Raw genomic sequence first — 21,240 nt, 5'->3', positions numbered from 1 at the left:
AAATGTGTCGCTCTGTTCATGCCGCCCGGACGATGACGATGATTTCCTCGGAAACGGCCTCGTCGAACGGTTCCGACAGCCAGCCGCCATAGACGGCTTCTGCCCGCAGGCCGGATGCGGTCAGATGGTCTTCGATCTCGGTTCGCGACAGGAAGAGCAGTTCGCTGGACGAAACGAGCGTACGGCCGGGCAGTTCATAGTGGGTGTCGAATGCAATGCGCCTGTTGGCCATGCGCGAAACCCGGCGCGACTGGCGGATGGAGTGTCCTTCGGCCGCAAGGTCGGCATCGCGGTTCCAGCGGGCGGGCCAGTCGATCGCCGGGTTGCGGCTCTCGAAGGCGATCATGCCGCCCGGCGCAAGGTGCTGGCGTATCGTTGCCAGCACGGCGAGCACGTCGCTGTCGTCGAGAAAGACCTGGAAGGCGTGACCGGTCATGATGATCAAGTCGAACCGTTCCGGCGAGCGGAAATGCTGGGCTGCGGCCTGCACCCAATCGATCCGGTCGCCGTTGGGCTTTTGCCGGGCGATATCGAGCATGGCTCTGGCAGGGTCTACGCCGGTGACCACATGGCCAAGCGCGGCATAGGCGTCGCAGAGCAGCCCGGTCCCGCAGCCGAGATCGAGGACCCGCTGCGGCGCCTTGCCGGCCAGCGCCAGATAGAAATCGCGGTCGAGCGACCAGCCGCTGTCGAGATCGTAAAGCTCCGCCAGCGATGGCTCTTCATAGTGCAGATCTGGCATCCGGCGTCCCTGGTCTGAATTGCGCTGACGCTACCCAACCGCATGCGCCGCGCAAGCGTGGAGGTCCGTGACCTGGCGTTTGTGGCGAAAACGCCAGCGGCCTTGTTGCCTAAAGGCGACAATGGCCCGGTTGCGCGATGCGCGGTGATGGATTCCCGCCGCCGGGCATGCTAGCCCGCAAGGATGCAAACTTGGATCGTCATCACCATCGCGGCTGCCTTCCTGCAGAACATCCGCTCCGCCATGCAAAAACACCTGAAGGGTGTGATGGGTACGACCGGGGCGACCTTCGTGCGCTTCGGTTACGGCGTGCCGTTCGCGCTGGTCTACCTCGCCATTCTCTGGCGCGGGTTCGACCGGCCGCTGCCGGTTCCGGATGCGCATTTCTTCCTGTGGGCTGTGATCGGCGGTCTGTCGCAGATCGCCGCGACCTTCCTGCTCGTGCATCTGTTTTCCTTTCGCAATTTTGCCGTCGGAACCGCCTATTCGCGCACGGAACCGGCACAGGCGGCTTTGTTTGCGCTGATCTTTCTCGGCGAAGCGGCAAGCCGGGGGACGCTGGTTGCGATCGCGATTTCCGTCGTCGGCGTGATGATCATTTCGGTGGCGCGCACGCCGCTCAGCGTCACATCGCTGGTGACGTCGGTGTTTACCCGCACAGCCGGGATCGGCGTTCTGTCCGGCACGTTCTTCGGCCTGTCGGCGGTGTCTTACCGGTCTGCATCGCTGGCGCTGGCGCCTAGCCTGCCCGAGCCGGATTTCGTCATGCAGGCGAGCTTCACGCTCGGTTTCGTCATCCTGCTGCAGACCGTGACGATGCTGGTCTGGATCCTGATCCGCGAGCCGGATGAGTTGAAACGGGTGGTCAAGGCCTGGCGGCCGGGCCTGCTGGTCGGGTTTGCCGGCGCGTCCGCCTCGTTCGGCTGGTTTATGGCGATGACGCTGCAGCAGGCGGCGATCGTCAAGGTGGTGGCGCAGGTGGAAATGCTGTTCACCTTTGCCTCCGCCGTCTTCATCTTCCGCGAGTGGATCAACAAGCTGGAAGTTCTCGGTTGCCTGCTGATCGTGCTCGGCGTGGTGATGCTGCTGGTTCTTTAAAAAATACGCGCCCGATTTTCGGCGGCGCTCAGAATCGTCCGGTGGTAGAAGGGATCATGCTGTTTGATCTGCCCCCTGAAGACACCCTTTACGACGCGCTCCTGGCGCGCAGCACCGACTATGAAGGTTCGGCTTTCGTCTGTGTCAAAACCACCGGCATCTTCTGCCGTCTCTCATGCCCGGCGCGAAAACCCCGGCGTGAGAACACGATTTTCACCGATTCGATCGGCACCTGCCTGGAGGCGGGTTTCCGGCCCTGCCTGCGCTGCCGTCCACTCGAGACGGCGGGTGGCAAGGATGCGATCGTCGACGGCCTGATGCAGACGCTTGACGCCGATCCCGAACGGCGCTGGAGCGAGACCGATCTGATCCGTCGCGGCTATGATCCTTCGACCGTGCGCCGCGCCTTCAAGCGCCATCTCGGCATCACTTTCCTCGATCTCGCCCGGCATCGAAGGCTGGGTGCCGCAGCACGGCATCTCGCAGATGGCGGCCGCGTCATCGATGCCCAGATCGAGGCCGGCTATGAATCGCCAAGCGGCTTTCGTGCCGCCTTCGCGCGGCTGATCGGCGGAGCCCCGGCGATGTCGCAGGGGCGGACGCTGCTTTATGCCGACTGGATGGAAACGCCGCTCGGGCCGATGGTTGCGGTGGCCGACGAGACACGCCTGCATCTCCTGGAGTTTCATGATCGCAAGGGATTGCCGGCCGAGATGGAGAAGCTGAAGCGGAACACGCGCTCGTCCGTGGCGCCCGGAAAGACGCCGCCGATCGCGCAGATCGAGACTGAGCTTTCGGACTATTTCGCCGGCAAGCCGGACGCCTTCAAGACGCCGCTGGCCCTGAACGGAACGGCATTCGAGCGGCAGGTCTGGGCGAAACTGCAGGATATTCCGCCAGGCGAGACACGATCCTATGGTGATATCGCCCGCGACGTGGATACGATGAAAGCGGTCCGGGCCGTTGCCAAGGCCAATGGCGCCAACCAGATTTCGATTGTCATTCCCTGTCATCGCTGCATTGGTACAGATGGCTCGCTGACCGGATATGGCGGCGGCATCTGGCGCAAGCAGTGGCTTTTGCGGCATGAAGGCAGGATGAGGCCAACGGGATTGTTTTCGGAGGAAAGATGATGAACCAGACGGACAAGGCAAAGGCATTCGCCAATCTGCATCGCAAGGGCGATCCGGTGGTGCTCTACAACATCTGGGATGCGGGCACGGCCAAGGCTGTGGCGGCCTCCGGCGCCAAGGCTTTGGCGACCGGAAGCTGGTCGGTGGCCGATGCCAATGGCTACGGCGACGGCCAGCAGATCCCGATGCTGCAACTCGTCGATATCGCCCGCAGCATTGTCGCTGCGACCGACCTGCCGGTGTCGATCGATTTCGAGGGCGGATATGCCGAAGACGCTGGGTCGACCGCTGAAAATGTCGGCCGGGTGATCGATACCGGTGCCGTCGGCATCAACTTCGAGGATCAGGTGGTTGGCGGCAGCGGGCTGCATACGGTCGAAGCGCAGGCGGCGCGGGTGAAGGCGATCCGCACCAAGGCCGACGAAAAGGGCATTCCCTTCTTCATCAATGCCCGCACCGATCTGTTTTTGAAGCTCTCCGATCCTGTCCGGCATGCGCCGCTGGTTGATGAGGCAATCGAACGGGCGGCGGCCTATGCCGAAGCCGGTGCCAGCGGCTTCTTCGTGCCGGGACTGTCGAATCCGGACCTGATAGGCCGTGTCTGCGAGGCCGTGGCGCTGCCGGTAAACATCATGATGCGGCCGGGCATGGAGATAAAGGCGCTGGCGGCGCTGGGTGTCGCGCGGATCAGCTTTGGGCCAGGCCCGTACCGGGCGATGATCGAGTGGCTGAAGGGTGAGGCGACAAAGGTATATCAGCAGGGCTGAGGGCTTGGGTTTCCCACCGCTCGCGCGGGTTAACGATTCTGGAGCGGCAATCTCACTCTCCCGTCATCTTCTCCTCGAGTTTAACCCAAGGACCTGTGGCGGGGATTCAGTAGCGGCGCATCCGCGCCGCTGAAAGATTTTTCACACGACGGATGTCGCGTGGCCGGATTCCTGTGGCAAGTACAGCAGGAATGACGGAGGTAGGAAGATCCGTTACGGCCAGCCTTACGGAACGATTAGCGTTCCCGCACCATGTTCCGTGAAGATTTCGAGCAGAACCGAGTGTGCCGTCTTGCCGTTGAGGATGACGACGCCTTCGACGCCGCGGGAAAGCGCTTCGATGCAGGTTTCGACCTTCGGAATCATGCCGCCGGAAATCGTGCCGTCCTTGATCAGCGCATGCGCTTCGGCGACCGAGAGTTCCTTGATCAGTTCGCCCTTCTTGTCGAGCACGCCCGGAACATCCGTGAGGAACAGCAGGCGCGTGGCGTTCAGCGCGCCGGCAATGGCGCCGGCAAACGTGTCGGCGTTGATGTTGTAGGTGGCGCCGTCGCGGCCGGGAGCGACCGGGGCGATGACCGGGATCATTTCCGAGCGGGCGAGCAGGTCGAGCAGGGTGCGGTCGACTTCGACGATCTCGCCGACAAAGCCGAGATCGAGAACGCGTTCGATATTGCTGTCCGGATCCTTGATGGTCTTCTTGGCCTTCTCGGCAAAGACCATGTTGCCGTCCTTGCCGCACAGGCCGATCGCCCATTCGCCGGTCTGGTTGATCAGCGCGACGATTTCCTTGTTGATCGAGCCGGCCAGAACCATTTCGACGATCTCGACGGTTTTCTGATCGGTGACGCGCAGGCCGCCTTCGAACTTTGATTCGATGCCCATCTTGGTCAGCATCGCGCCGATCTGCGGACCGCCGCCATGAACAACAATCGGGTTGACACCCGACTGCTTCAAAAGCGCGATATCCGCGGCAAAGGCCTTGCCGAGCTCGGCATTGCCCATGGCGTGGCCGCCATATTTTACCACGATCGTTTTGTTCTCGTAGCGCTGCATATAGGGCAGCGCCTTGGCGAGAAGATTTGCCTGGATTTCGCTTTCTGATGCGGACATGGAAATACCTCGAAATTAGCCGGGTGCTGTTTAGCGCAAGTTTCCGGTGGAGGGAATGATCCGTGGCAAAGATAAAGCCGGTGTGACATCAGCCTCTATCACCGTTTTTATCTGCCGCAACTCCCCTTTTTATCCCCGGATTTGTGCCCTATGTTCGCCGCTGACGGACGAGGACCGGAGCATCAATGACCACAGACGACATCTCCACGCTGATCGGCCGGATCTCGCTGAAAGATCGTGCCGCCTTTTCCGCGCTCTACAGGCAGACCAGTCCGAAACTTTTCGCCATTTGCGTCCGTATTTTGAGAGACCGGACGGAAGCGGAAGAAGCCTTGCAGGAAATCTACATCAAGATATGGCAGCGGGCAGACCGTTTTGCCAGCGGCGACACCAATCCGATGTCCTGGCTTTCGGCGATTGCGCGCAATCATGCGATCGATCATCTGCGGGCAAGAAAGCCGGTGGCAAACACGATTGACGAGGCCTATGATCTGGCGGATTCTGCGCCGGACCCGGAAAAAGCTGCCATCAATACGGCAGAGGGCCGCCGGATCGACAATTGCATGAATGAACTCGAGGCAGATCGCGCCGATGCCGTACGCAAGGCCTATGTCGAAGGGTTAAGCTACCAGGAATTGGCCGACCTTTTCGGCACGCCGCTGAACACGATGCGAACATGGCTGCGCCGCAGTCTGTTGAAACTCAGAGAGTGCATGGAGCGATGACCACACAGAATCCCGAAAGCGGAGATTCCCGCCGCGACCAGGTGATTGCGGGCGAGTATGTTCTGGGTGTTCTGTCTGCCGACGACCGCCGCAAGGTCGAGGCGCGCATGGTTCTCGATGGCGCCTTTGCTGCCATGGTCAATCACTGGCAGAGCAATCTCTCCTCTTTCGACGATGCTTACGAGCCGGTCACGCCGCCACCGCAGGTGCTGGTCGCTGTCGAGCGCCGCCTGTTTGCCGCGCAGGCCAAACCGGCTGTTGCTGCCACGGGGGTATGGAATTCTCTGGCCCTGTGGCGCATGCTGACGTTGGCATCGGTGGCGGGTCTCGTGACGGTTGCGACCTTCGCCACGGGTGTCCTGACGCCTGTCAGTCAGACGAAGCCGCTGGTGGCCGAACTGACTGGCGATGCCAGCACGACGATCAATCTTCTGGCGCAATACGACGCCGGCAACGGCGCCCTGAAGATCACGCCGGTGGCGGCAAAGCAGGCCGAGGCCAAATCGCTGGAACTCTGGCTGATCGAAGGCGATAACCCCGCCAAGTCGCTGGGCATCCTGCCGCAGACGGGCGAGGGTGAGATCATCATTCCGCCGGAGCTACGTTCGAAGTTCGGTGCAGGCGTCACGCTCGCCGTCAGTGTCGAGCCTTTCGGCGGCTCGCCGACCGGCACGGCCACCGGCCCGGTCGTTGCCGTCGGCAAGACGCGGCGGCCGTAGCGGCTTATTGTAAGTAATTGGTTACCGAATGGCTGCCCTTGCAAGAGGGCGGCCTTTATTCATTGTGCCGCGCGCGACTTCCGAAGAGGTAAATGAAATCAATTATTTGGATTGTTCATATTTTTCCTGAAACTCTTTCCGGCGACCTTGCGTACCTTGTTCTGTCCTCTGCGCAGAGAACAAGAATTCCAGAAAAAACTTGGGAGAGATCCGCAACGCGGGTCCGCGAGATCAACAGGAAGGAAGAGAAATGTTCAAGTCCATGCTGCGCACGGTCACCGTCGCTTCGATACTGGCCACAGGTTCCTTTGCAGCGCACGCTGAAAATCCGATGGTCGGCGGCGCGCCGATGTATGCCAACAAGAACATCGTCGAAAATGCCGTCAATTCCAAGGATCACACGACGCTGGTCGCCGCCGTCAAGGCTGCCGGCCTCGTCGAAACGCTTGAGGGTAAGGGGCCGTTCACGGTTTTTGCTCCGACCAATGAAGCCTTTGCCGCCCTGCCTAAGGGCACTGTGGAAACCCTTCTGAAGCCCGAAAACAAGGCGATGCTGACCAAGGTTCTGACCTGCCATGTGGTGGCAGCGGATGCAATGTCCAAGGCGATCGCCAAGATGGTCAAGGATGATGGCGGCACCCATGACGTCAAGACGGTTGGCGGCTGCATTCTGAAGGCCAAGGACAAGGGCGGCAAGATCACGCTCACCGATGAAATGGGCGGGGTCGCGCATGTTACCATCGCCGACGTCAAGCAGTCGAACGGTGTCATCCATGTGATCGACAAGGTGCTGCTGCCGAAATCCTGATCCACGCCCTTGTGGCTTGGGAGCCGGATGCATCCTCGATGCATTTTCGGCTCCGGGCCGGAGACCTCTCCGGCCTCAAGGCCACCGGCTCTTCACTCGCCGGTGGCCTTTTTATCTCGTATTCAAGCGATTGCTCACGCGGGATTGATTGGCATTTGTTTTGCCCCCGGGCGAACGCCGCATTAGTTTTCAGGTGTTGCCGGCACCATCAGGCAGACGGGAGATGACCATGACAAGCCGACGCTTTTTTCTTCTTTCCGGGGTAGCCCTTACCGCTGCGGTGGCGTTTCGCGGAGGCAGCCCCGGGGCCATCGCCGCCGAAACGTTCGAAGTGACCAAAACCGATGCCGAATGGAAAGCGATCCTGACCGCCGAGCAATACCAGATCCTGCGGCATGAAGACACCGAACGGCCGTTTACCAGCGCGCTCAACACCGAGAAACGCAAGGGCACGTTTCACTGTGCCGGTTGCGATCTGCCGGTCTATTCGTCGGACGCGAAATACGACAGCGGCACGGGGTGGCCGAGCTTCTGGGAATCGCTGCCGGATGCTGTCGGCAAGCGTGAGGACACGTCGCTGTTCATGACCCGCACCGAATGTCATTGCCGCCGGTGCGGTGGCCATCTCGGGCATATCTTCGATGACGGGCCGCAGCCGACTGGCATGCGCCATTGCATCAACGGGTTCGCAATGACGTTCACGCCAGCATCGGCTGCCTGACCGTTTAAAGGGCTGCTGGAGCCGCAGGCTGGGAATCGGACAGCGCCGCCTGAAGCTTGGCTTCCTGGTCCGGCGACAGCGAGGTCTTCAAGACCTTGCCGCGCAGGCCGTGGAACTCCGCCAGAACCTTTTCAGGCTGTACCTTGCGCACCAGCACGAAAAGCGCCGAGGAATTGTTGGGAATGGTATCGCCGAGCGACTTGATGAAATTGTCATCGATGCCGTAATCGGCCAGCGATCCCGACAGCGCGCCAGTGCCGGCGCCGATCGCGCCGCCGATGGCAAAGCCGGCCAGCGGGTTGAGGAACAGGAGACCGACGAGGCCGCCCCAGAGCGAGCCGCTGAGAAGCCCCGATGTCGCGCCGATGGCCGTCAGGTTCATGCTCTGCTTCAAGTGAACCTTGCCGGTCTCGTCGCGCACCACGACGACGGCATCCTCCAGATCGATCAGATATTCCTTCTTCAGCGTATTCAGCTTCAGAAGCACCTTGTCGGCTTCTTCCGTACTGTCAAAACCCACCACAATCAGATCGGACATGTCGTGTTCTCCTTGAACTCTCAACGCATTGGAGGTCGCCGGAAGGCCGCCCCGCGCTGGGAGATAGAGCACAGTTCATGTCGGGGTAGTGTGACAGATGCAATTAAAGCATGCCGCGCAAAAATGCGCGGCATGCTTTAGCGTGATTGCTGTGCGTCAGGTGGAGATGGCGACCTTGATGGCGGCGCGCAGTTCTTCCATGCCAAGGTTCTTCTCGGACGATGTTGCAAGCACCTCCGGGAACGCCGCAGGCCGCTTCCTGATCTTTTCCAGCGTCTCGGCAATCAGCCGCGGAACCGCCGGGTCCTTGATCTTGTCGGTCTTGGTCAGCACGACCTGGTAGGAGACTGCCGCCTTGTCGAGCAGGCTCAAGACGTCCTCGTCGTTCTTCTTGATGCCATGGCGGCTGTCGATCAGGACGTAAACGCGCTTCAGCGTCGAGCGGCCGCGCAGATAGTCGAAGACCAGCTTGGTCCAGGCATCGACATGCTCTTTCGGCGCCTGGGCGTAACCGTAACCGGGCATGTCGACCAGCGCCATTGGCGGCAGGTCGCCGGGCTGACCGGAATAGCCGTCCGGTACGAAATAGTTGAGTTCCTGGGTACGGCCTGGCGTATTGGATGTGCGGGCAAGCCCCTTCTGGCCGACCAGCCCGTTGATCAGCGACGACTTGCCGACATTGGAGCGGCCGGCAAAGGCGATCTCGAACGGGCCCTCCGGCGGCAGGAACTTCATCGACGGCACACCGCGGATGAATACCCATGGCCGCCCGAAAAGGGGCTTGTCGTCCTGCTGCGTGGCGTCTGTCATGGTATCCTGTCCTTGGCTTTTGTTCAGGACTTCACGGTTTTGCGCCGCCATGTCAAGAAAACTCGCGATTTTCGCCAATTTGGCTCAGGCCATGGTACGCCGCTGCCGCCACATCTCGATGCTGAGATAGGAGAGGAGGGCGATCAGCACGATCGTGCCGCCGAGGATCGTGTTGAGGCTTGGGATCTCGCCGTGGATCAGCGCCACCCAGAGCGGCGCCAGGATCGTCTCGGCGGTGCCGAGCAGGGCCGCGAGCGCCGAGGGGATCAACCGCGCGCCGGTGACGAAGAAGGCGAGGCCAAGGCCGAAGTTGAGCGCGCCGAACGTCACGAGGATGCCGAGCTCCGGCAGCGTGACACTGAGGCCGGACGCCATAATGGCTGCGACCGTTCCGGCGACGATGGTGCCGAAACAGGCAGCCGGTGTCATGCGCACATGGGCATAGCGCCGGGTGATGACGGTGGCGAGCGCGAAGACGAAGGCGATCAGGATGGCCAGCGCATCGCCCACGGGCGAGACCGCGCCGTTCACGGAATCCGAGACCATGATCGCTACGCCGGAAATCACGGCAGCGATGGCAAGCCAGGTCAGCAGCGAGACGCGTTCCCGAAACACGATCCAGCTGATCAGCGCCGCAATCAGCGGCACGCCGGCCTGAATGAGAACGATGTTGGCAACGGTGGTATAGGCAAGCGCCAGGATGAATGAGGTCGAGGCGATGGCAAAACACAGCCCGACCGCGATGCCCGGCAGGCCCATGTTGCGAAACAGCGAGACGGTGCCGCGTGGCCCGTCGCGCAGCAACATGAAGCCGATGAGGAACAGGGCGGCAAACAGCGAGCGCCAGAACACGATGGTCCAGCCATCCTCGATCGACAGGAAGCGCGCCAGCGTGCCGCCGAAACTCCAGACGATGGCCGAGCCGAGCACCAAGGCTGCGCCCTGGGTTGCGCTGTTTTGGCCATCGGTTACGGATTGCGGCAGAGGCTGCGACATGGCGGGAATCCGGTTGCGGTGCTGCAGTGTAGGAGCGAACGGTCCGGCGCGCGCTGGTATCCGCGACAGGGTGCTGTCGCAAACCTTCCTGTGTGCCTTATGTGACGCAACTATTGAATCTCGGCGGCGGTTTTGTCCGGTTCGGGCTTTATCACGGCAAGAATCACACCGCCAATGGCGATGATGGCCGCACCGGCGATCACGCCCGTCGTCGGAATTTCGTTGAAGAACAGGAAGCCGATGACGGCGGCAAAGACCAGCCAAGCATAATCGACCGGACCGACGATCGCCAGTGAGGCAAGCCGGTAGCCGCGGACGACGCAGTATTGTGCCGCCACCGCGATCGGGCCGAGCAGCAGAAACGGGACCATGGAGGAGAGGGACGCTTCCTTCCATGTCCAGAACGCCGGTATCGCCAGGAACAGGATGCCAAAGGCGTTGACATAGAGCAGGACCGTCAGCGGGCGGTCGGCATGGGAGAGGACACGGATCATCAGCCCTTCGATGGCGAGTAACGCGGCACCGAGAACAGCAATAGCTGCGGGGACGAGATAGGCGGGCTCGAACTGGGTGAAGGCGCCGCGTGAAATCATGATGAAACCGGCACCGGCGAAACTGAGGGTGATGCCGACCATATGCTGCTTCGTCACAGTTTCCTTGAGGACGATAACCGCCAGCGGGATGATGAAAACCACGTAGAGAAGACCAAGCGCCGTTGCATCGACAATCGGCATCGCCGCAGAGGCATAAATCAGCGCGAAGCCGCCGGAAACACCGAACGCGGCGCGCATGGCATGGGAAAACGGCCGGGCACTGCGATAGACGCGCAAGCTGTCGCGCTTGAAGGCAACCACAGCCAGAAGCGTTGCCAGGCCGCTGACATAACGCAGGAACTGGATCTGTACGACGGACAGGCTGTCTCCCCCGAATTTGCCAGAGGCAAAAATCAAGGAAAATAATGCCGTTCCGAGTACAACCCAGATCATCGCTTCAGCATTCGAGTTCAGCAGGTTTTTACGCAAGGCCTTAACTTTCAAAGGTTTCTCTTCCAACTCTTGCCAAATGACCCTGCCGCAATGCAAATTCGATTTTTGAGCCCTGGATGAGTAATTTCGATGCAGAACAAGCGGAACGTCTCGCTCAATGCGGTGCGGGTTTTTGTCCTGACGGCCCGCCATCTTAGTATCGTCCAGGCCGCCGCAGAAATCGGCGTTACCCCGAGCGCTGTCAGTCATCAAATCAAGAAGCTGGAGGGTGAGCTGGGCGTGGCGCTGTTCAAGCGGAGCCACAACTTCCTTGACCTGACGGATGCGGGTCGCCGCTTCCATGATGATGCCGCCGCTGCCATTGCTGCGATCGACCGTTCGGCAGAGGCGCTGAGCCGCGACCAGAACGAAATCGTCGTCCGCGTCTCGATTTCGCTTGCCGTTCGCTGGCTGATCCCAGCGCTGGAGCGGTTCAAGGCGATGCATCCGGCCGCCCGTGTGCGTGTCGAGACGAAAACCGGTTCCAGCATCTCTCTCGGGTCCGGCGACCTGGCAATTTCCTATCACCGTGCTGGTACGAACCCTGCAGAAGGGGAGTGGCTTGCCGCCGATATGAGCCGTCCCGTCGCGTCGCCGGCGCTGCTGGCGGCCGTCGGGTATGACGGGACCGGCGATCTTGGAAAGGTGCCAGCCCTTCAATGCTCGGTGGACAATTGGGACTGGGCATTGTGGACCCGCACGCTCGGCCTCGATGGCGGCGCCATACAGATCCAGCATGTGTTCGACACCGACGATACGGCTCTGCATGCAGCCACGGCCGGTCTGGGCATGGTTCTGGCGCCGGCGTTCCTGACGGAGCGCGAGATCCGCTCAGGCGGGCTGGTGGTTTTGCCGGGCTTCGGGCCGGTGGACCTCGGTCATTACCGTGTGGTCTTCCATCGTCATGAAAACCGCATGACGCGGAAATTCCGCAAATGGCTCGGGGAGGAGATGCAGCGCATGGTCTAGCCGTTGCGGTGCAAGTTTTTCGCCAAGAAAAAACCCCGGATCAGCCGATCCGGGGTTTTCGCATTCCTGGTCCCGGTTCCGGCCTATTCGGCCGGTTTCGGTTTCTTTGAGAATAATCCCTTGAGATTGTCGAACAGCTCGATCTTGGCGCCGTGGCGCTTCATGATGAACGCCTGTTGCATGATCGACAGCGTGTTGTTCCAGGCCCAGTAGATGACCAGACCGGCCGGGAAGCTTGCCAGCATGAAGGTGAAGACCAGCGGCATCCAGGTGAACAGCATCGCCTGGGTGGGATCCGGCGGCGTCGGGTTCATACGCATCTGCAGGAACATGGTGATGCCCATGATCAGCGGCCAGACGCCGATGACCAGCGCATGCGGAACCGCGTAAGGCAGAAGGCCGAACAGGTTGAACAGCGAGGTCGGATCCGGCGCGGAAAGATCCTGGATCCAGCCGAAGAACGGCGCGTGGCGCATTTCGATGGTGACGTAGATCACCTTGTAGAGCGCGAAGAACACCGGGATCTGCAACAGGATCGGCCAGCAACCGGCGATCGGGTTGATCTTCTCTTCCTTGTAGAGCTGCATCATGCCCTGCTGCAACGCCATGCGGTCGTCGCCGTGCTTCTTCTTCAGTTCCTCCATCTTCGGCTGAACCTTCTTCATGTTCGCCATCGAAGCGTACTGCTTCGAGGCAAGCGGGAAGAACAGGCCCTTGACGACGATGGTGGTCAGAAGGATCGCAACGCCGAAGTTGCCGAAATAACGGAAGAAGAAATCCATTAACATGAACATCGGCTTGGTGATGAAGTAGAACCAGCCCCAATCGATCAAAAGATCAAACTGTGGAATGTTATAGGCGGCTGCCTTCGATTTGTCAGCGTTCGTCAAACTCGAGAACATTGAGCTGAACCAGCTATCGTCCTTTGAGTAGCTCTGAACAACGGAGACGACTTTGGCGCCGGCAAAGACCAGGGTCTTCAGGTCAGTGGATTGGCCCGGCGCGATGGTGACTGCGTCCTGCTTGTAGTCAGCCTGGAAGCGCGGGCGGCCATCGGTGAAGTGCTCGTACTTGGATTCGTAAGCCAGTGTCTGCGGCGGAACGATGGCGGCAGCCCAGTACTTGTCGGTGATGCCAAGCCAGCCGGTCGTTGCCTTCTCGTGCTTGACCGGAACGTCGTTTTCCACCTTGCTGTAGGCGATTTCGTTCAGGCCATGCTCGCCGATGACGCCGATGAAGCCTTCATGCAGAACGTAGACGCTGGGCGTGGTCGGCTTGTTGAAGCGGGTGACGCGGCCGTAGGTCGACAGCGATACCGGAGCGCCGCTGCCATTGTTGATCGAGTCTACGACCTGGAACATGAAGTGTTCGTCGATCGAGATCGTGCGGGTGAAAACCACGCCCTTCTCGTTGGTATAAGTCAAGACGACAGGGGTTTCGGTCGTCAGCTTGTCGCCGCTTTTGACTGTCCAGATGGTCGATGGGCCGGGAACGGTGCCGGTTGCGTCGTTGCCGATATAGCCGAGTTCGGTAAAGTAACCGTCCGGCGTGTCGGAGGGGCTGAACAGCGTGATCAGCGGGCTCTTGTCGTCGACGGTCTCGTGGTATTCCTTGAGCTTCAGGTCGTCAAAACGTGCGCCGGTGAGGTTGATCGAGCCGATCAGCGCTGCCGTGTCGATGGAAACACGGGCCGATTTGGCGATCGCCTGATCACGGGTTTCAACGGCGCCGGGGACGGCGCCCTGAGCCGGTTGAGCCTGACCGGGAACGGCAGGCGTGCCGGCCGGCTGGGTCTGCTGGGTGAGCTTCTGATGGGCTTCCGCCGCAATCCGTTCTTTCTCTATCTTCGGGTTCACATAGAGAAATTGCCAGGCAATCAGAATGAGCACTGATAGCCCGATCGCCACGAAGTAGTTGCGGTTTTTTTCCATCATTCTTTCCTGGAGCCGGCCTGTTGAGGCCGTGAATATTTCTGCTTGCTTTCGATCCGCTCACAGAGGGTCTTTTCGATCCGCTTGAAGGGTGCGTTCAAAAGGTCGCGTCTGGCGACAATCACATAGTCATGTCCGGGCTTCATTGCAAATCCGGCGGAAAGCCGCACGGCCTCTTTCAGGCGCCGGCGCATCCGGTTGCGTTCGACGGCATTGCCATGCTTCTTGGTGACGGTGAAACCGACACGCGGCCCGGTATCCGGTTCGTTGCGATCAAGAACTTCCAGAAGAAACAACGGACCTTTCCGCTGCTCTCCCTTGCGCACAGCAAGAAACTGCGGCCGGCTTTTCAGCCGCCCGGCAGTTGATTTAGGCTTGGGTGATGTCATTCGCCCGCGCTCCTTCTTGGCGCTGGAGCATCCAGTGTCCCTAGAGACGACTGATGGATGCTCCGGCGCCGTGAAGCCGCGCATGCAGGTTTCGCGAAGGTAAGTGCGCGAAGACGCGGCACGCGCCAGACGGCCTTAAGCCGACAGACGCTTACGGCCACGTGCCCGGCGGGCAACGATAACCTTGCGGCCACCCTTGGTGGCGATACGTGCACGGAAGCCGTGACGGCGCTTGCGAACAAGCTTGGACGGTTGGTAGGTACGCTTCGTCATTTATTTTAATACCGCGGTGTGCGGCCCTTCTTGGGTTTGCTTCTTAGCAAGGGAGCGTTACGTTCCGGGCATGGCATTGCACAGGGCAAGGGGACTTGTCCGGACGTGGGCGGCTTATAAGAGCAAAGAGCCGCGAAAGTCAATTGCCGGGGCGGAAAAGCTGGAATCAGCGCGGGTTTTGCCGTTCTGCTGGATCAGCAGCCGGTTGGGGTGTCCTTGGGTCTATTCAACTTAAAATTGAGTATTGGTGCATAATAATGCAACGGCTTAAACAAAGCCCTAAGACCCGATCAGTAGAATTGTTGAGTGCCGCATGAGGCTTCATTAACCATCGCTGCTTTAGTGTCACGCCTGAGACAAGTACCCGCAAGCTGCGCCTTTCATGGTCTGCTGCCGGTCCCAGGGGAGTGACACGTAAATGAAAATTCGAGGCAAGATCTATCTCATCGTCGGGTTGATGAGCCTGATCACACTGGCTGTGACCGGCATGGCGCTGACAGTGGTCACACAATATAATTCGAGACTCGTCCAGTTCGACAACGCCTCGGATCGCGCGCTGAACGGCGAGCATCTCAACCGACTGGTAACGGCTGTCGTCATGGAAGCGCGCGGTATCTACGCAGCTCCGACGATGGAAAAATCCAAGCCATTCGCTGAAGGCCTGCTGAAAAACCTCGACAAGATCGATGCTCTCCTCACCGAGTGGAAGCCGCTCGTTCCCGCCGAAGAAATTCCAGCCTTCGACGCGGTCGTCAAACGCGCCGCCGAATTCCGCACATTCCGCACGGAAACAGCCCGTCTTAGCCAGGAAGTCTCGCCGCAGGCTGCCAACGAACAGGGCAACAACGAACTTAACCGCGCCAACCGCAAGGCCTTCCAGGCCGAGATCGATGCGCTCGTCGACACCGACCGCGCGGCTCTGGATACGATCGAGAATGAAGTCAACACGATTGAAAGTCGGATGATCCTCATGGTGCTGTTGACGGCGGGCGTTGGCCTGGTCATCGGCGCGGGTACGGCTTTCTACATCGGCACCAAGCAACTGAGCCAGCCGATCCTGCAGTTGACAGGCACGATGAAGCGGCTGGCTGACGGCGATCTCAATGCCAACGTGCCGTTTGCCGGCCGAAAGGACGAAATCGGCGAAATGGCCGGTGCTGTCGAGGTGTTCAAGCGCAATGGCCTGGCCGTGCGCGAACTGAATGCGCAGGAGAGTGCGCTGCGCGAAAAGAGCGCCGATCTGCAGTCGAGCATTGCCGTCGTCGTCACCGCTGCCGCCGCTGGCGACTTTACCCAGCGGATCAGCAAGGATTACGGCAATGCCGACCTCAATCGCTTTGCCGCCAGCCTCAACGAGCTTGTCGATGGTGTGAACAGCGGTGTCAACGAGACCCGCCGCGTTATCGCCAGCCTTTCGGGCGGTGACCTGACGCAGAACATGAACGGCAACTTCCAGGGCGCCTTTGCCGAGTTGCAGCAGAACGTCAACGACACGCTGTCGACCCTGCAGAGCACGCTACGGGAAGTCCGCACCACGACGGACTCGATCAACGGCAATTCCTCGGAACTGCGCTCCGCCGCCGATGACCTGTCGAAGCGCACAGAACAGCAGGCCGCAGCGCTCGAAGAAACATCTGCTGCACTGGAGCAGATCACCGCCGCCGTGCGCAACTCCACCGACCGCGCCCAGGAAGCGACTGTCATGGTCACGGAGGCGAAACAGAGTGCTGCCCAGTCCGGCGAAGTCGTGCGTAAGGCCGTCGATGCGATGGGCCGGATCGAGCAGGCTTCCAGCGAGATCGGCCAGATCACCAACGTGATCGACGAGATCGCCTTCCAGACCAACCTTCTGGCGCTCAACGCCGGTGTCGAGGCTGCGCGTGCCGGTGATGCGGGCAAGGGTTTTGCCGTCGTCGCCCAGGAAGTCCGCGAACTGGCCCAGCGTGCCGCAAGTGCCGCCAAGGACATCAAGGGTCTGATCGCCAAGTCCGGCTCGGAAGTCGCGACCGGCGTCAAGCTGGTGCAGGAAACGGGTGAGGTTCTTGGCAAGATCGAAACGCGGGTGTTGAGCATCAACGATCACATCCATTCGATCGCCACAGCTGCCCGCGAACAGTCGACCGGCCTCGGCGAAGTCAGCACCGCCGTCAACCAGATGGACCAGGTGACCCAGCAGAACGCCGCGATGGTCGAAGAAGCCAATGCCGCCACCCACAAGCTTTCGGCCGAAGCCGACAGCCTGGCGCGGCTGATCTCCCACTTCAAGCTGGACGATAGTGCGCCGTTGCGTGCGGTCGCGGCTCCGGTTCGCGAAAACACCCGGCCGGTCGCATCGCCTGCCCGCAAGATGATGGGTACTGTCGCCCGCGCCTTTGGCGGCGGCTCGGCCAGTGCCGCGGTGGCGAAGGACAATTGGGAAGAATTCTGATCCTTAACAGGATATCGGACGTGAACAGAAATCCCGCGGCGAGCCGGTCTCGCCGCGGGATTTTGCATTCCGATCACGGCGACGTTGTTGAACGCGATCATTCGTTATTGGTCCGGATGGCACTTTCCTTCTAATGCTGGGCGATGGAACAGAATGAGCGCGAAAGGCAGCAGCTGACAGTGGAAGGCGGCCAGGAAACGACAGCAGGGGACAAGGTGCCGGGAGGGCCGCCGCTGGCGCTGCGCATTGCTCCGCTTCTCGTGCTGGCCGCAGGCCTTGCCCTTGCCTATGGGCTGGGGTGGCACCGTTATGTGTCGCTCGGCTGGCTGGCGGATCAGCGCGAGGTGCTGCTCGATATGGTGGCGCGCCATCCGGTGCGGGCAGTGGTGCTGTTCTTCGCGGTCTATGCTGCCGTTGTGGCGTTGTCGGTTCCAGCGGCATCGGTGCTGACGATCTTTGCCGGCTTCCTGTTCGGCTGGCTGGCTGGCGGCATCATCGTCGTCATTGCTGCCACCATCGGTTCCTGTCTTCTGTTTGCCGGTGCACGCACGGTGTTCGGTGATATTCTCCGGCGGCGGGCCGGGCCGTTTCTCAAACGCTTTTCAGCGGGTTTCAGCCGCAATGCCTTCAGCTATCTGCTGGTGCTGCGTCTTGCGCCGATGTTTCCCTTCTTCGTCGTCAATATCGCACCCGCTTTCTTCGCCGTCAGTCTGCGCACCTTTGCGCTGGCCACCGTGGTCGGCATCATTCCGGGCACATTCGCCTACACATGGCTTGGCTGCGGCTTCGAGGAGGCTATCGGCGAGGCGGCGGAACATGGAAGGGCCCTGCGGTTGTCCGATTTCCTGACGCCAAAACTGACCGTCGCCTTCATGGCGCTCGCCGTCATTGCCGCCCTGCCGCTTCTGGTGCAATTTGCTCGCGAAAAACGGCAGGCGGCGGGTGATCGTGGACAAGACTGACGGCGTGGCAACGGTACTTTCTCCCGATATCTGCGTGATCGGTGCCGGTTCGGCGGGGCTTTCCGTTGCCGCAGGTGCGGCCGCCTTCGGTGTGCCCGTCGTGTTGATCGAGCGCGGGCTGATGGGCGGCGAGTGCCTGAACACCGGCTGCGTGCCGTCGAAGGCGCTGATCGCCGCCGCCAAACACGCCCATGCGGTCCGCAAGGCGGCCGAGTTCGGCGTGATCGCCGGTGAGCCGTTGATCGATTTTGAGAAAGTGCGTGCGCATGTCCGTTCGGTGATCGATGCCATCGCGCCGAATGATTCGGCCGAACGGTTCGCCGCCATGGGCGTCACAGTCATCAAGGCCGATGCACAATTCACCGACGGTAATACCGTCATCGCCGGAGACTATACCATCCGCGCCCGCCGTTTCGTCATCGCGACGGGATCCGTGCCGGTCATCCCGCCGGTTCCGGGCCTTGCCGGTATCGATTACCTCACCAGCGAAACGCTGTTTGACCTCGAGAGCCTGCCGCAGCATCTCATCATCATCGGCGCCGGGCCGGTGGGGCTGGAGATGGCGCAGGCGCACCGGCGGCTGGGGGCGAGAGTGACGGTCGTCGATGCGGGCAGGGCGCTGGCCAAGGAGGACCCCGAACTGGCGGGCATCGTGCTTGACGGATTGCGTGGCGAAGGCATCGATATTTTCGAACACAGCCAGGTTTTGTCTGTCGGGAAAACGGCGGCTGGCCTGCATCTCCACTGCGAAACGCCGGCTGGCCCGGTCACCATCGAAGGCAGCGCCCTGCTCGTCGCGGCCGGTAAGCGGGGCAATACGTCGGGGCTGGGCCTCGAGGCTGCCGGTATCGGCGTGTCGGTAACGGGCATTTCTGTTGATCGCAGCCTGCGGACGCAGAACCACAGGGTCTATGCGATCGGCGACGTGGCGGGCGGGCTGCAATTCACCCATGCCGCCAATTACCACGCCTCGCTGGTGCTGCGGGAAATCCTGTTCCGGCTGCCCGCCCGCGAAAACCGTGACATCGTCCCGCGCGCCACCTTCACCGATCCGGAAATCGCCTCTGCCGGGTTGGATGAAGAGCAAGCCCGCAGACGTTACGGCGCCGTCGAGGTTCTTCGCTGGCCCTATGCGGACAATGACCGCGCCCAGGCGGAACGTGCCACCGAGGGCCTGATCAAGATCGTCACGGGCAAGCGCGGAAAGATTCTCGGCGTCGGCATAACCGGGGCCGGAGCGGCCGAAATGATCAACATGTGGAGCCTGCTGATTGCCAACGGCCAGTCGCTGCGTCATGTCCGCAATGCCATCGTCCCCTATCCGGCCATGACGGAGATTGGAAAACGGGCCGTCATCGCCTATTATACGCCCCTGACACGCGCGCCGTTCGTCCGGGCCATCATCCGCCTGCTCAGACGCTTCGGCTGAGACGATGGAATTCGACGACATGACGGCAGAGACGACAGCAACCACGGCCCTTCAAAGGCAGCCGGCCCGCGTTGGCTTTTTCCGCGGCCTTTCCGGCAGGCTTTTGTTTCTGACCGTTGTCTTCGTCATGCTCGCCGAGGTGCTGATCTTCGTGCCGTCCGTTGCCAATATGCGCATCCGCTGGATGGAAGACCGCTTGAACACGGCCGCCGCCGCCGGCGTTGTGGTCGATGGCCTGCAAGACGTGCAGCTGTCGCGGCCTCTGCAGGAAGAAACCCTGATGGCGACGGGAACCAAGGCCATCGTTCTCCGGCGAAAGGACGAATCGCGGCTGATCGCCGCCGTGGACATGCCGCCGGAAATCGATGCCCAGTATGACGTCGCCGCGATGACCCCGATCGCCGCGATCCGCGATGCCTTCGACACGCTGCTGTTCGGCGGCGACAAGGTGGTGCGGATCTATGGGCCGATCGGTGAGAGCAACGCGATCATCGAAGTGGTGATGGAGGATGCCAGCCTGCGCAAGGCGATGCTGGTCTATTCGCGCAACGTCTTCTTCCTGTCGCTGGCCATCTCCCTGTTTACGGCCGCGCTGATCTTTCTTGCCATCAACCGGCTGATGATTGTGCCGATCCGCCGGATGACCACCAACATGCAGGATTTTGCGGCCGCTCCGGCCGATCCGGCCCGCGTCCTGGAACCGGCGCCGGGCCGGGACGAACTCTCGATCGCCGGCCAGCATCTGTCGGCGATGCAGCAGCAATTGCAGAAGACGCTGAAGCAGCAGAAGAACCTGGCCGATCTCGGGCTTGCTGTGTCGAAGATCAATCACGATATGCGTAACATCCTGGCGTCGGCGCAGCTGATCTCGGACCGCCTTGCCGATGTCGACGATCCCATCGTCAAGCGCTTCGCCCCGACGCTGCTGCGCACCATCGACCGGGCCGTCGGTTACACGACCGAAGTTCTGTCCTATGGGCGCACCACCGAGCCGGAACCACACCGGCGTTTCGTCGCGTTGCGGCCGCTGGTAAGCGATGTCGGCGAAATGCTGGCGATAGACCCGAATGCCGGGATCGAGTTCCAGATTCAAATTCCTGACGGCCTGCAGGTTGATGCCGATAGTGAGCAACTGTTTCGCGTTGTCCACAATATCTGCCGCAACGCCGTACAGGCCTTGATGAACGATCATGCCGACAGCGGCGCTGCGCGCCTCATCAGCGTTTCGGCGATGCGCACGGGCAGTGTCGTCAGCATCTCTGTCGATGACACCGGCCCCGGCATGCCGCCCAAGGCGCGCGAAAACCTGTTTACCGCCTTCAGAGGCTCTGCCCGATCCGGTGGCACCGGCCTCGGGCTCGCGATCGCGCGTGAACTGGTGCTCGCGCATGGCGGCACCATCGCGCTGGTGGAAAAATCGACACCGGGAACCCTGTTCAGAATCGAGTTACCCGACCGTCCCGTCCCCCTGGACGCTTTCCGCTCGAAAGCTCGTCACTGATTGCCCAATTTTTTTGAAGCCCTCTCCCACGCGCCCCAAACAGCGCTGTGGAAAGGCTTTGCGGCTGAAATCCATCCACAGTTTCAAGGGTATAAGCGGGTAGTTTCATCAAAAAAGAATTTTTTTGCCGAAATTCGCTTGCATTCCCCGGTGGGACGTTTTA

At 61.0% G+C, this 21,240-nt stretch carries 21 protein-coding genes; 12 read left to right on the top strand and 9 right to left on the bottom strand.

Features of this window, described 5'->3' with window-relative positions; translation table 11 throughout:
- Window positions 1–16 precede the first annotated feature (16 nt).
- Complete coding sequence (locus ASC96_RS01770; protein WP_060500743.1) at window positions 17–742, bottom strand: class I SAM-dependent methyltransferase; 726 nt, start codon at window positions 740–742, stop codon at window positions 17–19.
- Between the two features lie 183 nt (window positions 743–925).
- Here ASC96_RS01770 and ASC96_RS01765 point away from each other — a divergent pair, with 183 nt between their 5' ends.
- The 3 genes from ASC96_RS01765 to ASC96_RS01755 are packed head-to-tail and all read left to right on the top strand — an operon-like array spanning window position 926 to window position 3,740.
- Window positions 926–1,840 carry an EamA family transporter gene (locus ASC96_RS01765; RefSeq protein WP_060500741.1) on the top strand — a complete coding sequence of 305 codons (915 nt, stop codon included), beginning with the start codon at window positions 926–928 and terminating at the stop codon, window positions 1,838–1,840.
- A gap of 56 nt (window positions 1,841–1,896) precedes the next feature.
- Window positions 1,897–2,973 (top strand): trifunctional transcriptional activator/DNA repair protein Ada/methylated-DNA--[protein]-cysteine S-methyltransferase, encoded by a 1,077-nt coding sequence (locus tag ASC96_RS01760; protein WP_060500739.1) that lies wholly within the window; start codon window positions 1,897–1,899, stop codon window positions 2,971–2,973.
- A complete protein-coding gene (locus tag ASC96_RS01755; protein WP_060500737.1) occupies window positions 2,973–3,740 on the top strand; it encodes an isocitrate lyase/phosphoenolpyruvate mutase family protein in 768 nt (255 codons plus the stop codon). Before ASC96_RS01760 ends, ASC96_RS01755 begins: the two co-directional genes overlap by 1 nt.
- A gap of 225 nt (window positions 3,741–3,965) precedes the next feature.
- Here the strand turns inward: ASC96_RS01755 and argB are convergent, their stop codons facing one another.
- Window positions 3,966–4,853 carry an acetylglutamate kinase gene (gene argB / locus ASC96_RS01750; protein ID WP_060500735.1) on the bottom strand — a complete coding sequence of 296 codons (888 nt, stop codon included), beginning with the start codon at window positions 4,851–4,853 and terminating at the stop codon, window positions 3,966–3,968.
- Between the two features lie 185 nt (window positions 4,854–5,038).
- Between argB and ASC96_RS01745 the strand changes: the two genes are divergently transcribed.
- From ASC96_RS01745 to msrB, 4 genes are all read left to right on the top strand, one after another.
- The gene (locus ASC96_RS01745) at window positions 5,039–5,578 is read left to right on the top strand and encodes a sigma-70 family RNA polymerase sigma factor (protein WP_060500733.1); all 540 of its coding nucleotides are present in this window, start codon (window positions 5,039–5,041) and stop codon (window positions 5,576–5,578) included.
- Window positions 5,575–6,297, top strand: a complete 723-nt coding sequence (locus ASC96_RS01740; RefSeq protein ID WP_060500731.1) for an anti-sigma factor — start codon at window positions 5,575–5,577, stop codon at window positions 6,295–6,297. The genes ASC96_RS01745 and ASC96_RS01740 overlap by 4 nt, the downstream gene beginning before the upstream one ends.
- Before the next feature lie 250 nt (window positions 6,298–6,547).
- A complete protein-coding gene (locus ASC96_RS01735) occupies window positions 6,548–7,105 on the top strand; it encodes a fasciclin domain-containing protein (protein ID WP_060500729.1) in 558 nt (185 codons plus the stop codon).
- A 229-nt stretch (window positions 7,106–7,334) separates the two neighbouring features.
- Window positions 7,335–7,826, top strand: a complete 492-nt coding sequence (msrB, locus tag ASC96_RS01730) for a peptide-methionine (R)-S-oxide reductase MsrB (protein WP_060501390.1) — start codon at window positions 7,335–7,337, stop codon at window positions 7,824–7,826.
- Window positions 7,827–7,830: 4 nt separating this feature from the next.
- Here msrB and ASC96_RS01725 read toward each other — a convergent pair whose 3' ends face one another.
- The 4 genes from ASC96_RS01725 to ASC96_RS01710 form a co-directional block, all read right to left on the bottom strand.
- On the bottom strand, window positions 7,831–8,364 hold the full coding sequence (locus ASC96_RS01725; protein WP_060500727.1) for a DUF1269 domain-containing protein: 534 nt from the start codon (window positions 8,362–8,364) through the stop codon (window positions 7,831–7,833).
- A 156-nt stretch (window positions 8,365–8,520) separates the two neighbouring features.
- Complete coding sequence (gene yihA, locus ASC96_RS01720) at window positions 8,521–9,174, bottom strand: ribosome biogenesis GTP-binding protein YihA/YsxC (RefSeq protein WP_060501388.1); 654 nt, start codon at window positions 9,172–9,174, stop codon at window positions 8,521–8,523.
- Between the two features lie 84 nt (window positions 9,175–9,258).
- Complete coding sequence (locus tag ASC96_RS01715; RefSeq protein WP_082511897.1) at window positions 9,259–10,170, bottom strand: DMT family transporter; 912 nt, start codon at window positions 10,168–10,170, stop codon at window positions 9,259–9,261.
- A gap of 110 nt (window positions 10,171–10,280) precedes the next feature.
- A complete protein-coding gene (locus tag ASC96_RS01710) occupies window positions 10,281–11,207 on the bottom strand; it encodes a DMT family transporter (RefSeq protein WP_060500725.1) in 927 nt (308 codons plus the stop codon).
- A 78-nt stretch (window positions 11,208–11,285) separates the two neighbouring features.
- Here ASC96_RS01710 and ASC96_RS01705 point away from each other — a divergent pair, with 78 nt between their 5' ends.
- Window positions 11,286–12,164, top strand: coding sequence for a LysR substrate-binding domain-containing protein (locus ASC96_RS01705; RefSeq protein ID WP_060500723.1), 879 nt, complete (start codon window positions 11,286–11,288; stop codon window positions 12,162–12,164).
- 83 nt (window positions 12,165–12,247) lie between these two features.
- Here the strand turns inward: ASC96_RS01705 and yidC are convergent, their stop codons facing one another.
- From yidC to rpmH, 3 genes are all read right to left on the bottom strand, one after another.
- Window positions 12,248–14,095 (bottom strand): membrane protein insertase YidC, encoded by a 1,848-nt coding sequence (yidC, locus tag ASC96_RS01700; RefSeq protein WP_060500721.1) that lies wholly within the window; start codon window positions 14,093–14,095, stop codon window positions 12,248–12,250.
- Window positions 14,095–14,484 (bottom strand): ribonuclease P protein component, encoded by a 390-nt coding sequence (gene rnpA / locus ASC96_RS01695; RefSeq protein ID WP_060500720.1) that lies wholly within the window; start codon window positions 14,482–14,484, stop codon window positions 14,095–14,097. The genes yidC and rnpA overlap by 1 nt, the downstream gene beginning before the upstream one ends.
- 135 nt (window positions 14,485–14,619) lie before the next feature.
- On the bottom strand, window positions 14,620–14,757 hold the full coding sequence (gene rpmH, locus ASC96_RS01690) for a 50S ribosomal protein L34 (RefSeq protein WP_037104763.1): 138 nt from the start codon (window positions 14,755–14,757) through the stop codon (window positions 14,620–14,622).
- Between the two features lie 418 nt (window positions 14,758–15,175).
- On the opposite strand from rpmH, the gene ASC96_RS01685 reads away from it, so the two are divergent.
- The 4 genes from ASC96_RS01685 (at window position 15,176) to ASC96_RS01670 (ending at window position 21,077) form a co-directional block, all read left to right on the top strand.
- Window positions 15,176–17,185, top strand: coding sequence for a methyl-accepting chemotaxis protein (locus tag ASC96_RS01685; RefSeq protein WP_060500716.1), 2,010 nt, complete (start codon window positions 15,176–15,178; stop codon window positions 17,183–17,185).
- Window positions 17,186–17,328: 143 nt separating this feature from the next.
- On the top strand, window positions 17,329–18,147 hold the full coding sequence (locus tag ASC96_RS01680) for a TVP38/TMEM64 family protein (protein WP_082511894.1): 819 nt from the start codon (window positions 17,329–17,331) through the stop codon (window positions 18,145–18,147).
- 4 nt (window positions 18,148–18,151) lie between these two features.
- Window positions 18,152–19,576, top strand: a complete 1,425-nt coding sequence (locus ASC96_RS01675; RefSeq protein WP_060501383.1) for an FAD-dependent oxidoreductase — start codon at window positions 18,152–18,154, stop codon at window positions 19,574–19,576.
- Window positions 19,577–19,595: 19 nt separating this feature from the next.
- Window positions 19,596–21,077, top strand: a complete 1,482-nt coding sequence (locus ASC96_RS01670; RefSeq protein WP_060501380.1) for a HAMP domain-containing sensor histidine kinase — start codon at window positions 19,596–19,598, stop codon at window positions 21,075–21,077.
- Window positions 21,078–21,240: the final 163 nt, after the last annotated feature.

Origin of the sequence: Rhizobium sp. Root1204, assembly GCF_001424965.1 — a bacterium.
GTDB lineage: Bacteria > Pseudomonadota > Alphaproteobacteria > Rhizobiales > Rhizobiaceae > Pararhizobium.
Note: the sequence above shows the minus strand (reverse complement) of the source record. Positions and strands in the feature narration are given on the sequence as shown.

What these genes read in the sequence shown, in the direction of transcription:
- ASC96_RS01770 (WP_060500743.1), bottom strand. Translation starts at nt 742, where the DNA reads ATGCCAGATCTGCACTATGAAGAGCCATCGCTGGCGGAGCTTTACGAT.
- ASC96_RS01765 (WP_060500741.1), top strand. Translation starts at nt 926, where the DNA reads ATGCAAACTTGGATCGTCATCACCATCGCGGCTGCCTTCCTGCAGAAC.
- ASC96_RS01760 (WP_060500739.1), top strand. Translation starts at nt 1,897, where the DNA reads ATGCTGTTTGATCTGCCCCCTGAAGACACCCTTTACGACGCGCTCCTG.
- ASC96_RS01755 (WP_060500737.1), top strand. Translation starts at nt 2,973, where the DNA reads ATGAACCAGACGGACAAGGCAAAGGCATTCGCCAATCTGCATCGCAAG.
- argB (WP_060500735.1), bottom strand. Translation starts at nt 4,853, where the DNA reads ATGTCCGCATCAGAAAGCGAAATCCAGGCAAATCTTCTCGCCAAGGCG.
- ASC96_RS01745 (WP_060500733.1), top strand. Translation starts at nt 5,039, where the DNA reads ATGACCACAGACGACATCTCCACGCTGATCGGCCGGATCTCGCTGAAA.
- ASC96_RS01740 (WP_060500731.1), top strand. Translation starts at nt 5,575, where the DNA reads ATGACCACACAGAATCCCGAAAGCGGAGATTCCCGCCGCGACCAGGTG.
- ASC96_RS01735 (WP_060500729.1), top strand. Translation starts at nt 6,548, where the DNA reads ATGTTCAAGTCCATGCTGCGCACGGTCACCGTCGCTTCGATACTGGCC.
- msrB (WP_060501390.1), top strand. Translation starts at nt 7,335, where the DNA reads ATGACAAGCCGACGCTTTTTTCTTCTTTCCGGGGTAGCCCTTACCGCT.
- ASC96_RS01725 (WP_060500727.1), bottom strand. Translation starts at nt 8,364, where the DNA reads ATGTCCGATCTGATTGTGGTGGGTTTTGACAGTACGGAAGAAGCCGAC.
- yihA (WP_060501388.1), bottom strand. Translation starts at nt 9,174, where the DNA reads ATGACAGACGCCACGCAGCAGGACGACAAGCCCCTTTTCGGGCGGCCA.
- ASC96_RS01715 (WP_082511897.1), bottom strand. Translation starts at nt 10,170, where the DNA reads ATGTCGCAGCCTCTGCCGCAATCCGTAACCGATGGCCAAAACAGCGCA.
- ASC96_RS01705 (WP_060500723.1), top strand. Translation starts at nt 11,286, where the DNA reads ATGCAGAACAAGCGGAACGTCTCGCTCAATGCGGTGCGGGTTTTTGTC.
- yidC (WP_060500721.1), bottom strand. Translation starts at nt 14,095, where the DNA reads ATGGAAAAAAACCGCAACTACTTCGTGGCGATCGGGCTATCAGTGCTC.
- rnpA (WP_060500720.1), bottom strand. Translation starts at nt 14,484, where the DNA reads ATGACATCACCCAAGCCTAAATCAACTGCCGGGCGGCTGAAAAGCCGG.
- rpmH (WP_037104763.1), bottom strand. Translation starts at nt 14,757, where the DNA reads ATGACGAAGCGTACCTACCAACCGTCCAAGCTTGTTCGCAAGCGCCGT.
- ASC96_RS01685 (WP_060500716.1), top strand. Translation starts at nt 15,176, where the DNA reads ATGAAAATTCGAGGCAAGATCTATCTCATCGTCGGGTTGATGAGCCTG.
- ASC96_RS01680 (WP_082511894.1), top strand. Translation starts at nt 17,329, where the DNA reads ATGGAACAGAATGAGCGCGAAAGGCAGCAGCTGACAGTGGAAGGCGGC.
- ASC96_RS01670 (WP_060501380.1), top strand. Translation starts at nt 19,596, where the DNA reads ATGACGGCAGAGACGACAGCAACCACGGCCCTTCAAAGGCAGCCGGCC.